Raw genomic sequence first — 14958 nt, 5'->3', positions numbered from 1 at the left:
CAGTTGTTAGATGCCACTAATTACGAACTAATGACTATTGACTAATGACTAATGACTAATCTGTTACTTTAATTTGTTCAATATTCCAGAATGCGCCACCAAGAGCAGAGAATTTAATTCCTTCAAAACGATTACGCACCGCTGACATTGAATAAGGATTAACCAGGTAAATAAAAGGTAAATTTTCCTGAGTAATCCGCTGTGTTTCGGCATAAATCGCTTTAACTTTAGCTTCGTCCAATTCTCGTGCAGCTTGAATGTAAAGATTCCCTATTTCTGCTTCCCAAGGAGCAATCTCCCAACCCTGAATCGGCTTTTGTCCTGCTTGAGGTTTCTGATTAAACATGTGCAATCCGCCTTCAGGTGCCCAGACATTAGCACCGTCATTCGGTTCTAATCCACCAGTCAAACCCATCAAAGAAGCTTCCCAATCTAAAGAGTTAGAAGTTTTATCAGTAAAAGTATTCCATGCCAATGGAGTGAAATCAACTTGAATACCGATTTTGCTCAAGTCTTGTTTAATCTGCGATCCCATTGCCTCACGGATTTTATTTCCAGCATTGGTAAGCAAAGAGAAACGGACACGATTTCCTTCAGAATCGACTAATTGATTGTTGTTGTACTTAAATCCTGCTTTTAGCAGTAATTCCTTCGCTTTTTGCTGATTGTAATCGTAAACTTTTAACCCCTCTTTCGGGGAAAGATAATAGGGGCTTTGTACAGAAATCGGTGAATCTTGTGGCACGCCTAAGCCGCGAAAAGTGTTATTAATCATCGTTTGGCGGTCAATTGCATAAGCTATAGCTTGCCGGAATTCTACATTATTGAACCACCGAGATTTAACTGGATCTACTAGTGGTTTTCCGTCCCTTTTACCTTTGTTAAGATTGAACCAAACAAACGATGTACTCGATGTTGGTCCACCATTATAAATTGTGAAATTACCCTGCTTTTCTTGCACTTTTAGCAAAGAAAAATAATCTGGCGACACTCCTACAGTATCTAACCCACCAGAACGAAATTGCAACAAGGAAGTATCTGTTGATTCCACAATTTGCCAAATTACCCGTTCAATATAAGGCTGGGAATTACCTTGAGCATCCTTGCGCCAGTAGTAGGGATTGCGCCGGAAGACCACACGCTGGCTCGTGTCATAGCGCTCTATTTTGTAAGGGCCGTTGACAATAATTTCGTTCGGAGGAGTATCAACACCCCATTTTGTCAGAAAAATCGGCCTCCCATTTTGGTCTTTGGTTTTTACCGATTGTTGCAATATGTGTGCGGGCAAAATTGGCGAACCTGTACTTAGTAGAAAAGGTCTAAAGGGTTCCGGTACGATAAACTCAACCCGACGTTCATCCACTTTTCGCACAGTAGGTAGCTTCCTACTCTCACCAATTCTCAAACCATCTCTCACATCAGTAGGAATTGCTTCGTTTAAGTAAATATCATTGTAGGTAAACACTACATCATCTACTGTTAGTGGCTGACCATCAGACCATTTCAAGCTTTCGCGTAGAGTAAAAACAATCTTTAATTTATCATCAGAAATTTGCCAGGATTCAGCTAATGCTGGTTCGATTTTTGCAGTGATTGGATTTTGGGTGATTAACCCCTCGTAAATTAGAGGAAAAACATTGGGAAACTCTTGACTCAAAGGGTAGTTAAAAGTTTTAGGATCGCTGAGAATACTACTGACCAATTGTGGTACTTGAGCCGCAGGGCTTTTGAAATTAGCTGGGTTGCAGGCAGTAACTGTAAGTGTTATGGCTGAAGTAAAAATTATTGGCAACCATAAATGTTTAATTGCCAAAAATATTTTTCTAAAAAAGTTCATAATTACTAATCTATTTCCATCCTAATCAGTCTTGAATATCTTTATTAAAGGCTAAAAGAAAGTTATTCTGAAGCACCTAGCAAGACGACAGCATAAGCACATATACCTTCTTCACGTCCAACAGGGCCTAATTTTTCGTTAGTAGTAGCTTTAATGCCAATTTGATTTGGTTCTAATTCTAAAACTGCCGCTAGTTTGTCGCGCATGTTGTGAATATGTGGTTTTAATTTTGGACGTTCTGCTACTACCACCGAGTCAATATTTCCGATTTGCCAACCTCGATCGCGAATCAATTGATGTACTTGAGTTAATAGTACTAAACTATTTGCTCCCGCCCATTGGGGATCGCTAGGCGGAAAATAATAACCAATATCCCCCAAGGATAATGCCCCAAGCATGGCATCCATAATCGCGTGCGTTAACACATCAGCATCACTGTGTCCCAATAAACCCAGTTCATGAGGAATTTGAATTCCACCTAAAATCAAAGGGCGATCGCTCACTAGTTGATGAATATCGTAGCCATTACCAATACGAATTTTAGTCATTTGTTCAGTTGTGATTTGTGATTTGTCATTTGTCATTTGTCATTGGGCATTGGGAGTGCTGAGTGCTGTTAGCGGAAGCGGGGCGTTTAGCCCGTGCTGAGTTAGGAGTTAGGAGTTTTGTTTATCTGCTTGTCCCCTTGTCCCCTTGTCTCCTCACTCCCTCACTCTCTCACTCCCCTGCTCCTCTGCTTCCCTACTCCTCTACTCCCTTGCTTCCCTGCCCCCCTGCTCCCCTTCCTGCAATTTCTCTAGGAGATCGGGGCGACGATCGCGGGTTCTTTTAATTTGTTGTTCGTAACGCCATCGAGCGATATCGCGGCGTGATTTCCACTGAGCAAGACATCTGGCACTTTCAAACCGCGAAAATTCGCAGGACGAGTATATTGGGGATAATCCAATAACCCCTCTTCAAAACTTTCTGCTGTCAGGGACTCCGTTTTGGCCACAGTCCCTGGTATTAGCCGCACTACACCATTAATTAAGGCCATAGCTGGAATTTCTCCACCGGTCAGAATAAAATCGCCTAAAGATACTTCACGAGTTACCAAATGCAGCACTCTCTCATCCACTCCTTCGTAATGCCCGCAAATAACTACTAACTGGTCATAATTTGTCGCCAATTCTTTCAAAAGAGGTTGATTAATTGTTTGACCCTGTGGACTCATCAAAATTACTTCTCTTCGGGGTAGAATCGGCAGCGACTCCACAGCGGTAAAAATAGGTTCTGGCTTCATTAGCATCCCAACGCCGCCGCCGTAGGGTTCATCGTCTACCTTTCGGTGTTTATCAGTGGTAAAGTCCCGTGGATTAATCAGATGCACTTCGGCAATCTGTTTGGCTAAGGCTTTACCTAGCAGCCCAGAATTGAGAACAGAGTTAAAACAGTCAGGAAAAAGCGTAACTATATCAAAGCGCACAGTTATTCGTATTCGAGGACACTAATCTAAAGAGTGAATGTCTAGCAAACACCAGCAAGCCAAGGTCGGGTTCAACTCCAGTTAAACTTTATCAATAGTATCTAAAACTACCAGACCTCCTGGATTTTAGATGGGATCAAAAGTTTTTCTAATTACTTAATTTATGTTTAAATGTTGTCACAACTACATTTAAATTAATAATCATATCAAGTTAACAACTTCCAGGATGCATCGAGCCAGCCTCAGAAAAAAGCGTAGTCTTAACTGCTTTTCCCCAACTCTAAAGGGGAAATCTAGCTACTCAAAGACTATTTTGCCCTGCTGCAAGTGGACAGGTGAAAAACAAGGCGCTTGCCAGAGAGGAATGGGAACAAACACGTTTAGACTGAGGCAATGCGAGCGTGAAGCGAGAATTTGGAGAGTGGCTTTCCCCAGTTCCAAACTTCCAAAAAGTGTCCTCTCAAAAGTTGCAAAGCGCAAAAATTATCAGCAACTGAACCTTGTTGAATTCACACGCCATTCGCCACAAGCCGGGGAACCATGCACGGCAGTCGTTCATGGGGGAAACCCCCTCTGAGCGACTGCCTCTCCTGACGGAGACGCTATGCGAACACCAAGGCGATGGCTCCTGAAGTTGTTGACAGGAGAACCAAAATGCCGCAATTACAAGCTAAATCGCTAGAAATGAGGACACCCCAAGCAACTAAAACCGCCGTTCTGGTTATCGGAGGTGCAGAAGATAAAGTTCATGGGCGCGAAATCCTACGAACTTTTTTTGGACGCGCCGGTGCTAGTAAGGCTTATATTACAATTATTCCATCTGCCTCTCGCGAACCTGCCATCATCGGTGGTCGGTATATTCGCATTTTTGAAGAAATGGGTGCCCAGAAGGTAGAGATTTTAGACATCCGCGAACGAGAACAGTGTGAAGCCTCCCAGATCAAAGCATCCTTAGAAGCCTGTAGTGGGGTATTTTTGACAGGAGGAGACCAACTACGTCTTTGTGGTGTATTGGCAGATACGCCAGCGATGGAAATTATTCGTCAGCGGGTGAGGGCGGGGCAACTGACGTTAGCAGGCACCAGTGCAGGAGCGGCGGTGATGGGGCATCACATGATTGCTGGCGGCGGGAGTGGAGAGACGCCCAATCGTTCCCTAGTGGATATGGCAACGGGTTTGGGATTTATTCCCGAAGTAATCGTTGACCAACACTTTCACAACCGGAATCGGATGGGGCGACTGATTAGTGCGATCTCAGCTCATCCCGATCGCTTAGGTATTGGCATTGACGAAGATACTTGTGCAGTGTTTGAACGTGATGGTTGGCTACAAGTTATGGGCAAAGGCAGTGTCACCATTGTCGATCCCACCGAACTGACCCATACTAACGAACCCCATGTCGGTGCTAATGAACCTTTAACCGTACATAATTTACGTCTCCATATCCTCAGCTTAGGCGATCGCTTCCACTTGTACCAGCGGACTGTATTGCCTGCTGTACACCGAATCTCCAGCTGACGGGATAGAGTATCTGAGGTTACACTGAGTTGACCGCACATTTATTATTTCTTACCGTAGAAAAATGATAAGAATACCATGTAAAAAGAAAAAACTGTTTTTAGTGAACAGTTTAGCGGTCAATTCCAGTAAGAAACTAGAATTTTGGTTCCGAATCTCCATCTACCTATTCCCATGAGAATCCTCAAGATCCAGACATTACGCGGCCCAAACTATTGGAGCATTCGACGCCACAAACTGATCGTCATGCGCCTCGATTTAGAAAACCTTGGCGAGACGCCCTCGAATGAAATCCCTGGCTTTTATGAAGGATTAGTTGAGGCGCTGCCAAGTCTGGAGGGCCACTATTGTTCGCCTGGCTGTCGTGGTGGTTTTCTGATGCGAGTCAAAGAAGGCACTATGATGGGCCACATAGTGGAACACGTAGCCTTAGAACTCCAAGAATTAGCTGGGATGCATGTCGGCTTTGGTCGCACCCGCGAAACTGCCACACCCGGAATTTACCAAGTAGTAATTGAGTACCTGAATGAGGAAGCGGGACGCTACGCTGGACGAGCCGCAGTACGGCTGTGCCAGAGTATCGTCGATCGAGGCCGTTATCCCAAGGCAGAACTCGAGCAAGATATCCAAGACCTGAAAGATTTTTCCCGTGATGCTTCCTTGGGACCTTCTACGGAAGCGATCGTCAAAGAAGCAGAAAAAAGAGGTATTCCCTGGATGGCGCTGGAAGCCCGCTTTTTGATTCAGCTAGGCTATGGCGTGAACCAGAAGCGGATGCAGGCGACAATGACGGACAACACCAGCATTCTGGGCGTAGAACTAGCTTGCGATAAAGAAGCCACTAAACGTATCCTTGCTGCTGCTGGTGCGCCAGTACCCAGAGGTACAGTAATCAACTTCTTAGACGATTTGGAACAAGCCATTGAATTCGTTGGCGGCTATCCCATCGTCATCAAGCCCTTAGATGGCAATCACGGACGTGGGATCACCATTGATATCAGAAGTTGGGAAGAGGCAGAGGCTGCTTATGAAGCTGCTAGACAGGTTTCTCGGTCAATTATTGTCGAAAGATATTACGTTGGGCGCGACCACAGGGTATTGGTGGTAAATGGCAAAGTAGTAGCAGTAGCCGAACGTGTCCCGGCTCATGTCATTGGCAACGGCAGATCCACCATTGCCGAACTGATTGAAGAAACAAACCTCGATCCAAATCGCGGTGAAGGACATGATAACGTCCTGACCAAGATTGAACTAGACCGCACCAGCTACCAGCTGCTAGAAAGGCAAGGTTACACCTTGAATAGCGTGCCACCCAAGGGCACTATTTGTTATCTCAGGGCAACAGCCAACTTGAGTACAGGTGGTAGTGCCGTCGATCGTACCGATGAAATTCACCCAGAAAATCTGTGGTTGGCACAACGAGTAGTCAAGATCATCGGTTTGGATATCGCCGGACTCGATATCGTCACCACAGATATTAGCCGTCCTCTGCGGGAAGTGGATGGCGTGATTGTCGAAGTTAACGCTGCTCCCGGTTTTCGGATGCACGTTGCCCCAAGCGTAGGTATTCCCCGCAATGTCGCTGGTGCAGTGATAGATATGCTGTTTCCTAACGAGCAATCTAGCCAAATTCCCATCCTCAGCATCACGGGTACTAATGGCAAAACCACCACTACTCGACTACTAGCACATATTTATAAACAGACTGGTAAAGTAGTAGGTTATACTACTACCGACGGAACATATATCGGTGATTACTTAGTAGAAGCTGGCGATAATACAGGTCCTCAAAGTGCCTATGTCATCCTCCAAGATCCTACGGTAGAAGTAGCAGTACTAGAAACGGCTCGCGGTGGCATTCTCCGCTCTGGATTGGGCTTTGAAGCCGCAAATGTAGGGGTAGTATTGAATGTAGCGGCCGACCACTTAGGAATAGGCGATATAGATACCATTGAGCAGTTAGCTAACCTCAAAAGTGTAGTGGCAGAAGCTGTATTCCCTGATGGCTATGCAGTACTCAATGCCGACGATCGCCGCGTTGCTGCGATGTCAGAAAAAACTAAAGCTAATATTGCTTACTTCACCATGAACCCCGATTCGGAATTAGTGCGGAAGCATATCCAGAAGGGTGGAGTAGCAGCAGTATATGAAAATGGCTATTTGTCAATTGTTAAAGGTGATTGGACACACCGCATAGAAAGAGCTGAAAATATACCTTTAACAATGGGCGGACGGGCACCGTTTATGATTGCCAACGCTTTAGCAGCAAGTTTGGCAGCGTTTGTGCAAAACGTCACAATTGAGCAGATTCGTGCTGGTTTGAAGACCTTCCGAGCTTCAGTTAGCCAAACACCAGGACGAATGAATCTATTTAATTTGGGCAACTACCACGCTTTAGTGGACTATGCCCACAACGCAGCCAGTTACGAAGCGGTAGGTTCCTTTGTGCGGAACTGGACTACAGGACAACGAATTGGCGTAATTGGTGGACCAGGCGATCGCCGCGATGAAGATTTTGTTACTTTGGGTAAATTAGCAGCGCAAATTTTTGATTACATCATCATCAAAGAAGACGATGATACACGCGGACGCCTACGGGGTTCAGCCGCCCAGTTGATTATTCAAGGCATCACAGAAGTTAAGCCTGATAGCCGCTATGAATCAATTCTGGATGAAACCCAAGCAATCAATAAAGGCTTAGATATGGCTCCTGATAACAGCCTAGTGGTCATTTTGCCAGAAAGTGTTAGTAGGGCTATTAAGTTAATTAAGCTGCGTGGTTTAGCCAAGGAAGAGACACACCAACAAAATCCCGGCACAACTGTTATCGATTCCCAAAATGGAATCATACCTTCTTCTGTTGTTAATACCTTGCTGTAGTCAGGAATCAGGAGGAAGCAGGGCGCTGGCTTCTCCTGACTCCTTTAATTACTGTTTTTCTTCTTCCTGATTGGTTTCTTCGCTAGGAGTTTTCATTTCCTCCTTAAAACCTCGTAGGGTTTTGCCCAGTGCAGTCCCCAGTTCGGGAATTTTTTTTGGGCCGAAAATTAGAATAGCGACTATGCTAATTACAGCTATTTCTGGCCATCCCAGTCCAAACATATAAATTTCCTCTAAGGCATCTGTAATTAAATATAGACATTGATGGCTCAAATCCGATAAGTTCGCCACTTATAAGGCATCAAGAGTGAGCAAATTAGATAAAATAGGTTCAATGAATTCCAGGCGATCCCCCATAAACCCATGAATATTGTTGATAGATTAAAACCAGCTGGTGGAACGATAATTTCTAGAGAATCCTGATTTTTGGTTAATTGAATCTTACTGCCATCTGGTTTGCCAACAACCAAAGTAGGTAAATTTATTGACTGTGGTTTCTCTAAGGCTGCGATTGCAGCAGCAGCAGAATTCAAACGCTTTTCTAAACTGGGTTCAACCATCCACTTTAACCAATTGGTAAAGCTGGGACTGAGATTAGCCGCTACCTCAAACTGAATGCGAAAATCTTTTTGGGGTAAATCAGCTGGGTGTGTACCTGTCACTAAATAAATTAAAGTTGCACCTAAACTATAAAGGTCAGAAGCGGGAACGGTACGCCCGCCAAATTGCTCCTGTGGCATATAGCCATAGGTTCCTACCACAGTCCTAGTCCCAGTTTCTGTGGCCAGGACAGTTTGCACCGAACCAAAATCAATCAGATAAACTTCACCGACACTATTACCAGAGCGATCGCCCAATAAAATATTGCTAGGCTTAATATCACGATGGATTACAGGCGGATGCAACCCATGTAAATAAATCAGAATTTCTAAAAGTGCTTTGGCTATCTGTTTGATTTCAGCTTCGGTAAAAGTCCGCCCACTTTGTAAGTATTGCTCTAAAGTTTGTGCTGGAATATAAGTTTGTACTAAGGCAAATCCTTTGATGGTTGGTGAATTTACCTCAAAATAGTCTAAATAGCGAGGTATACAGGGATGTGCTAGGTTTTTTAAAATTTTGGCTTCCCGCTCAAACAGCTTGAAATCGTCCCATTCAGAGTCACTACCAAAAGAGAGTAACTTGATGACGACTAATTCCTGAGTTTTTAAGTCACGAGCTAGCAAAGTTCTACGCCCAGCTTTTTTACCTAATAGCTGCTGAACTTCGTAGCGATCGCTGAATATTTGACCAATCATAATCAGCACTGCAATCTAGCTAATTATATTTAAAACTATTACATAAAATACTACTTGGTAATATCCATACGTAACCAATCACTTAATTCTTGAGCTAGCCATTCCAGTTCCGCTTCCGATTTAATTGCACCATCACTACCACCAAGTTGATATTTTTTTACTCCTACCCAAATATCCAATTGTGCGGGGACGGCAATTCTCGTGCCTTCAGAATCTTTAGTAAAATGTTTGGGAATATAAACTAACTTATTAATACTTTGTCTTGGCGATGCACGATGACGAGAAAATTTTCCAGAAAACAACTCCCAGCTTAGGGAAATTTGTTTGGAATTCAGGCGTAAGCAGATGCGTCCAAAAAAATGAAAGAAAAATTTATACACCATCATCAAGCCAGCACCCCAAAATGGAAGTGAAAACATCGCAAAGGGGATGTTGACAGGAAAAGGTGCTGAAAGTGCGCCAATTGTCCAAAAGAGAATAAATGAATTCCAGACGATCGCAAACAAACCTGTAAATATTATTGATGAATCAAAACCAGATGGTGGAACGATAATTTCTAGAGAATCCCCATTTTTGGTTAGTTGAATATTACTCCCATCTGGTTTGCCAACAACCAAAGTCGGCAAGTTTATTGGTTGTGGTTTCTCTAAAGCTGCGATCGCTTGGTCAGCAGAACTCAAACGCCGTTCTAAATTAGGCTCAATCATCCACTTTAACCAATTGCTAAAGCTGGGACTGAGATTAGCCGCTACCTCAAACTGAATGCGAAAATCTTTTTGGGGTAAATCGGCTGGGTGAGTACCTGTCACCAAGTAAATTAAAGTTGCGCCTAAATTATAAAGGTCTGATGCTGCAACAGTGCGTCCGCCAAATTGCTCTGGTGGCATATAGCCATAGGTTCCCACCACAGTTCTTGTCCCGGTTTCGCTGGCCAAGACTGTTTGCACTGAGCCAAAATCTACCAAATAAACTTGACCGACACTATTTCCAGAACGCTCCCCCAATAAAATATTGCTAGGCTTAATATCACGATGAATTATAGGCGGATGTAGTTCATGTAGGTAAACAAGAATCTCTAAAAGTGCTTTGGCTATCTGTTTGACTTCAGCTTCGGTAAAAATCCGCCCAGTCTGTAAACATTGCTCTAAGGTTTGTGCAGGAATATAAGTTTGGACTAGAGCAAATCCTTTGATGGTTGGTAAATTTACCTCAAAATAGTTTAAATAGCCAGGAATTGAGGGATGTGCTAGGTTTTTTAAAGTTTCAGCTTCTCGCTCAAACAACTTGAGTGAATCCCACTCAAAGTCACTACTAAAAGAGAGTAATTTAATGACAACTAATTTTTGAGTTTGCAAATCACGAGCTAATAGCGTCCGTCGCCCTGCTTTTTTTCCTAATAGCTGCTGAACTTCGTAGCGTTCGCCTAATATTTCACCAATCATTATGTTTTCTTATAATGCTACCGTTGAAAAGTTGTATAGCTGATAGCTTTTCAATTTGGCAAATCGATATCTTTAGTATAATTGCGTAATTCTATGCCCTCCCAACTTTGGCCTTATATTACCCCCGGTATTCCCGATGAATTATTCGAGCATTTGCCAGGAATTCCTCTGAGCCAGCGAGAAGTCCGACTACTATTGATTGCCCAACTGCGGCTGAAATCAGATTCCGTGTTGTGGGATATTGGTGCAGGGACGGGTACAATTCCGGTAGAGGTGGGGCTATTGTGTCCAGGCGGACAGATTATCGCTATCGAAAGGGATGAAGAAGTAGCTAGTCTGATCAAGCGTAACTGCGATCGCTTTGATGTGAAAAATGTCGAAGTTGTTGAAGGCAGCGCCCCAGAATGTTTACATGACCTGAAAATTACCCCTCATCGCGTTTGTATTGAGGGAGGTCGCCCCATTCAGGAAATACTGCAAGCAGCTTGGCATTATTTGCCGCCATCCGGTCGGGTTGTAGCCACAGCTGCTAATCTAGAAAGTCTGTATGCTATTTCCCAAAGCTTTTCCCTATTAAGGGCTAGAAATATCGAAGTCGTCCAATCTGCGGTTAACCGCCTAGAGACACGCGGCTTTTCTCAAACCTTTACCGCCGTCGATCCCATTTTTATCCTCAGTGGTGAGAAACTGGATTAGGAAATGGGGCATAGGGGAGCCACTGCGGTCTTCTCCCTTGGCGCTAGCCTCTCACGAATGGGAGAAGGGGAGACGCTTTAGCGCATAGCGTCGGCGGCAAGCGAGTCCGCGAGCGTCTGGGGTCTCCCCAAGTGGAGGAGGCAGTGCGGTCTTCTCCCTAGGGGAGACGCCAAGGGCGATGGGGTCTCCCCAAGTGGAGCAACTGCCGTCAACTGCCGTCAAGTGGCGTCATAGGGCATTGAAAGAGGCGGCAAGGGAAGGAGGAAAACAAAGATGAGGAAGTAGGGGGAGCAGCCCTTCTCTACGAGACGTTGCGCGAACGACTACGCTCAGTGACCGGGGAGCAGGGGAGCAGGGGAGAAATGAATTCAAAATTCACGCATTCAAAATTCACGCATTAAAAAATTTTAGAACTTCTACCTCTCTACCTCTCTGCCCCATCCCCCATACCCCATCCCCCATGCCCCATCCTCCATGCTCAATGCCTAATGCCCCATTCCCAATATTTAATACTTCTATGCCTTGGTCTCGGATTATTAGTGGAATTGTTGCGATCGCTCTTGCTCTTTGGGCAACCCTTTTTGGGGGTTGGTACTTTACCATCATCTTTGCGGTTATCATCTTTTTGGGTCAACAGGAATATTTTAATTTGGTGCGAGCTAGAGGCATCGCTCCTGCCGCTAAAACCACTATGGCTGTCAGCCAAGTATTGCTGGTGATTTGCACCCTTGATGGCAGTTTAGCTGACGCTGTGATGCCAATAGCTGGCACTCTTATTTGTTTTTACCTGCTGTTTCAACCCAAATTTGCGACGATCGCTGATGTTTCCGCTTCTATTATGGGGCTATTTTACGTCGGTTATTTACCAAGTTACTGGGTGCGATTACGAGCAATTGATAGCGCTGCTTTTAGCAATCTCCCTTTGGGGGGTTACTGGCCCACAACCTGGACAGATTTCTGGGAAAAAGCAAATTCCGCTTCTTTAGCACAAGGTTTTACAGCCACATTACTAACTTTTTTGTGTATTTGGGCAGCTGATATCGGTGCGTACACCATTGGCAAATTCTTTGGGAAAACGCGTCTATCTGACATTAGCCCGAAAAAAACTGTTGAAGGCGCTGTCTTTGGTATTACTTCAAGTGTTGCCGTAGCCATAGCAGGAGCCTATTATCTCCACTTGCCCAAATCTCCTTTCACAGGTTTAGCATTGGGTTTGCTGATTGGCATTGCTAGTCTTTTAGGGGATCTTACTGAATCTATGCTCAAACGGGATGCTGGAGTTAAAGATTCTGGGCAATTAATCCCCGGTCATGGTGGTATTTTAGACCGTACCGATAGTTATATTTTCACAGCACCTTTGGTTTACTATTTTGTGACATTACTTTTGCCACTACTTAGTAAATAGGTAAGTTGGGCATTGGGGAGGCAGTGCGGTCTTCTTCCTTGGCGCTAGCCTCTCACGAATGGGAGAAGGGGAGACGCTTTAGCGCATAGCGCCGGTGGCAAGCGAGGTACAAGCGTCTGGGGTCTCCCCAAGGGGAGGAGGCAGTGCGGTCTTCTCCACTTGGGGAGACGCCAAGGGCGATGGGGTCTCCCCAAGTGGAGCAACTGCCGTCAACTGCCGTCATTGCGCACTTATACTGAGTTTCGACTGTGCGGTAATCGAGCGACTTGTACTGAGTTTCGACACTTCGACTGCGCTCAGTGCATCGCTGCGCGGTAATCGAGCGACTTGTACTGAGTTTCGACACTTCGACTGCGCTCAGTGCATCGCTGCGCGGTAATCGAGCGACTTGTACTGAGTTTCGACTGCGCTCAACTACCGCGTAGTCGAAGTAAGTCGAGATTCAACTACCGCGTAGTCGAAGTAAGTTGAGATTCAACTACCGCCAAGTCGTTGGCGTGGTAACAGAGCGTTGGTCATTGAATTTCGACTACGCTCAATTACCGCGTAGCCGAAATGAGTCGAAGTGCAGCCTCTCTAAGAGTTGTATTGGGCCAGATCGTTTAAAATAACGTGAGTTCGACAAACCTCTCCTTCCCAGCCTTCCTCTTTAAAACCCAAAGACAGGAGCAATGAAAAATTCAACTTTTGCTCTCCTCTCCGTGTCCAAGAGGGGTTGGGGGAGAGGTCAAATAATACTTGTCCAACTCACGTTAAAATAGGGTATTAATATTTTTTAATTTGTGAGATCCGTCAAGGGTTAACATTAATCCGCCCACGACACACCAGCTTTCCTGGGATCAGCGTTAATTCTTGGATATCGACATCTGAGCCAAGATCGAGATTGTACTCATAATTATTTTTTAATATATCTCCTTGGTCTGGCTTGATTGGGATATGTACCAGTTGCAACTCATGTCCACTAAGTAATTGTAAGCCCAAACAAATCTCTAGAGGCGTTGTTTCACTATTGGTGACTCTCAAACCTCGCAGTATAATTTGGTTGTTCCCAAGGATAATTTCTTGCCACTTGATTGGTTGTGACTCGGGGTAATTTGTTGGTAAAACCTTAACCAATAGATCGCTCAATGCAGTCGATAATAAGTCTGATGAGAGAGAAGCATTAAGATCCTTCTCATCTACAATCAAATCGCCAACCACTGGTACTGTCTCTAACAATCGCAGGGGTTTTCCCTTGAGTACGGAGCCGAGATTGATCCGAATATTTTCTGCTATTAATTGAATTTGCGTAATTAGGAGACCTTGATAAACTGCATGAGTAGCAAAAACAGATACCGAAGGAATGCGTCCAGAGAAAAGTTGGCGATCGCTAGCTTTAATCTCCACTTCTAGTTCAGAGATTTGGCTGGTCTGCGATCTCAACCAGAGCTTGACTGCTGTTGTGAGTACCTGCGTAATTATGCGGATTTTATTTCCACTTGTTGTTTGGGAATTTTGCTCTGGCATTTAACCAATTTGTTTAAGAGTATTTGCTCAACAACCGAACCGAAATTAAATAAGCTTTAAATGTAACATTTATGCCTACTCGCTACAAAATGCAAATATCATTTAATTGATAACAATAAATAAGCAATTTCCACATGGAGGTACGGTTACAAAAAATTCTTGCTCAATGGGGTATCGCCTCACGTCGTGAAGCCGAAGAAATGATTAGGCAATCACGGGTGCGGATTAATGGAGTATTGGCACATTTAGGTCAAAAAGTCGATCCCGAAAAAGATGCGATCGCAGTTGATGGTCAGCCTGTATCCCAAAAGCAGCGTCCGGCTTTAATATATCTATTGCTGCACAAACCTGCGGGAGTGGTTTCTACTTGCTACGACCCTCATCGCAGACCAACAGTCCTGGATCTACTACCGAAAGAATTACGGGAGGGTTCAGGTATTCACCCAGTTGGTCGTCTAGATGCAGACTCTACAGGAGCATTAATCCTGACTAATGACGGAGAACTGACATTTGGACTAACCCATCCACGTCACAGTATTTCCAAGACATATCATGTTTTGGTCAAAGGACATCCTCCAGAAACGGTACTACAGATGTGGCGTCAAGGTGTGATGTTGGAGGGTAGAAAAACCAGAGCCGCTAAGGTATGCCTCATAAAACGTCGTACCGAGGAAAGCGTTTTAGAAATAGTATTGCAGGAGGGAAGAAATCGTCAAATTCGCCGGATAGCTCAACAGTTAGGATACCCAGTAATCAAGCTGCATCGGACTGCTATCGGCCCAATTCAATTACAAACTCCAAAAGAACCCTTTTTGTCAGAGGGTAAATATCGTTCCCTCAAAGATTATGAAATTCACTTTTTGCAAGATCAGATCGCGCAACCTAATTATTGATTCAGTGGAGTTAAGGAGTGT

At 44.5% G+C, this 14958-nt stretch carries 10 protein-coding genes and 2 pseudogenes; 5 read left to right on the top strand and 7 right to left on the bottom strand.

Annotated features, from left to right (window positions below):
- Positions 1 to 55: 55 nt before the first annotated feature.
- The 3 genes and pseudogenes from NSTC731_RS10565 to trmD form a co-directional block, all read right to left on the bottom strand.
- A complete protein-coding gene (locus NSTC731_RS10565; RefSeq protein WP_445630757.1) occupies positions 56 to 1837 on the bottom strand; it encodes an ABC transporter substrate-binding protein in 1782 nt (593 codons plus the stop codon).
- A 62-nt stretch (positions 1838 to 1899) separates the two neighbouring features.
- Positions 1900 to 2385: a 2-C-methyl-D-erythritol 2,4-cyclodiphosphate synthase gene (gene ispF / locus NSTC731_RS10560; protein WP_445632060.1), complete on the bottom strand. Its 486-nt coding sequence runs from the start codon at positions 2383 to 2385 to the stop codon at positions 1900 to 1902.
- A gap of 201 nt (positions 2386 to 2586) precedes the next feature.
- Positions 2587 to 3302 (bottom strand): annotated as a pseudogene (trmD, locus tag NSTC731_RS10555) (tRNA (guanosine(37)-N1)-methyltransferase TrmD).
- Between the two features lie 654 nt (positions 3303 to 3956).
- Between trmD and NSTC731_RS10550 the strand changes: the two are divergent.
- Together NSTC731_RS10550 and cphA are read left to right on the top strand one after the other, a co-directional pair.
- Positions 3957 to 4820 carry a cyanophycinase gene (locus NSTC731_RS10550; protein ID WP_322739152.1) on the top strand — a complete coding sequence of 288 codons (864 nt, stop codon included), beginning with the start codon at positions 3957 to 3959 and terminating at the stop codon, positions 4818 to 4820.
- 174 nt (positions 4821 to 4994) lie between these two features.
- Positions 4995 to 7700, top strand: coding sequence for a cyanophycin synthetase (gene cphA / locus NSTC731_RS10545; protein ID WP_445632059.1), 2706 nt, complete (start codon positions 4995 to 4997; stop codon positions 7698 to 7700).
- Positions 7701 to 7748: 48 nt separating this feature from the next.
- Here cphA and tatA read toward each other — a convergent pair whose 3' ends face one another.
- The 3 genes and pseudogenes from tatA to NSTC731_RS10530 all read right to left on the bottom strand — a co-directional run bounded on the left by tatA (position 7749) and on the right by NSTC731_RS10530 (position 10437).
- Positions 7749 to 7922: a twin-arginine translocase TatA/TatE family subunit gene (gene tatA / locus NSTC731_RS10540; protein ID WP_094348761.1), complete on the bottom strand. Its 174-nt coding sequence runs from the start codon at positions 7920 to 7922 to the stop codon at positions 7749 to 7751.
- A 71-nt stretch (positions 7923 to 7993) separates the two neighbouring features.
- Positions 7994 to 8995: pseudogene (locus NSTC731_RS10535) on the bottom strand (serine/threonine protein kinase); the annotation flags it as partial.
- Positions 8996 to 9045: 50 nt separating this feature from the next.
- Positions 9046 to 10437, bottom strand: coding sequence for a serine/threonine protein kinase (locus NSTC731_RS10530; RefSeq protein ID WP_445630756.1), 1392 nt, complete (start codon positions 10435 to 10437; stop codon positions 9046 to 9048).
- 93 nt (positions 10438 to 10530) lie between these two features.
- Between NSTC731_RS10530 and cbiT the strand changes: the two genes are divergently transcribed.
- A complete protein-coding gene (gene cbiT, locus NSTC731_RS10525; RefSeq protein WP_322669798.1) occupies positions 10531 to 11133 on the top strand; it encodes a precorrin-6Y C5,15-methyltransferase subunit CbiT in 603 nt (200 codons plus the stop codon).
- Positions 11134 to 11650: 517 nt separating this feature from the next.
- On the top strand, positions 11651 to 12538 hold the full coding sequence (locus tag NSTC731_RS10520; RefSeq protein WP_445630755.1) for a phosphatidate cytidylyltransferase: 888 nt from the start codon (positions 11651 to 11653) through the stop codon (positions 12536 to 12538).
- Positions 12539 to 13330: 792 nt separating this feature from the next.
- Here NSTC731_RS10520 and NSTC731_RS10515 read toward each other — a convergent pair.
- Positions 13331 to 14044, bottom strand: coding sequence for an LmeA family phospholipid-binding protein (locus NSTC731_RS10515; RefSeq protein WP_445630754.1), 714 nt, complete (start codon positions 14042 to 14044; stop codon positions 13331 to 13333).
- A 134-nt stretch (positions 14045 to 14178) separates the two neighbouring features.
- On the opposite strand from NSTC731_RS10515, the gene NSTC731_RS10510 reads away from it, so the two are divergent.
- Complete coding sequence (locus tag NSTC731_RS10510) at positions 14179 to 14937, top strand: pseudouridine synthase (protein ID WP_445630753.1); 759 nt, start codon at positions 14179 to 14181, stop codon at positions 14935 to 14937.
- Positions 14938 to 14958: the final 21 nt, after the last annotated feature.

This window comes from Nostoc sp. DSM 114167 (assembly GCF_052692655.1).
Note: the sequence above shows the minus strand (reverse complement) of the source record. Positions and strands in the feature narration are given on the sequence as shown.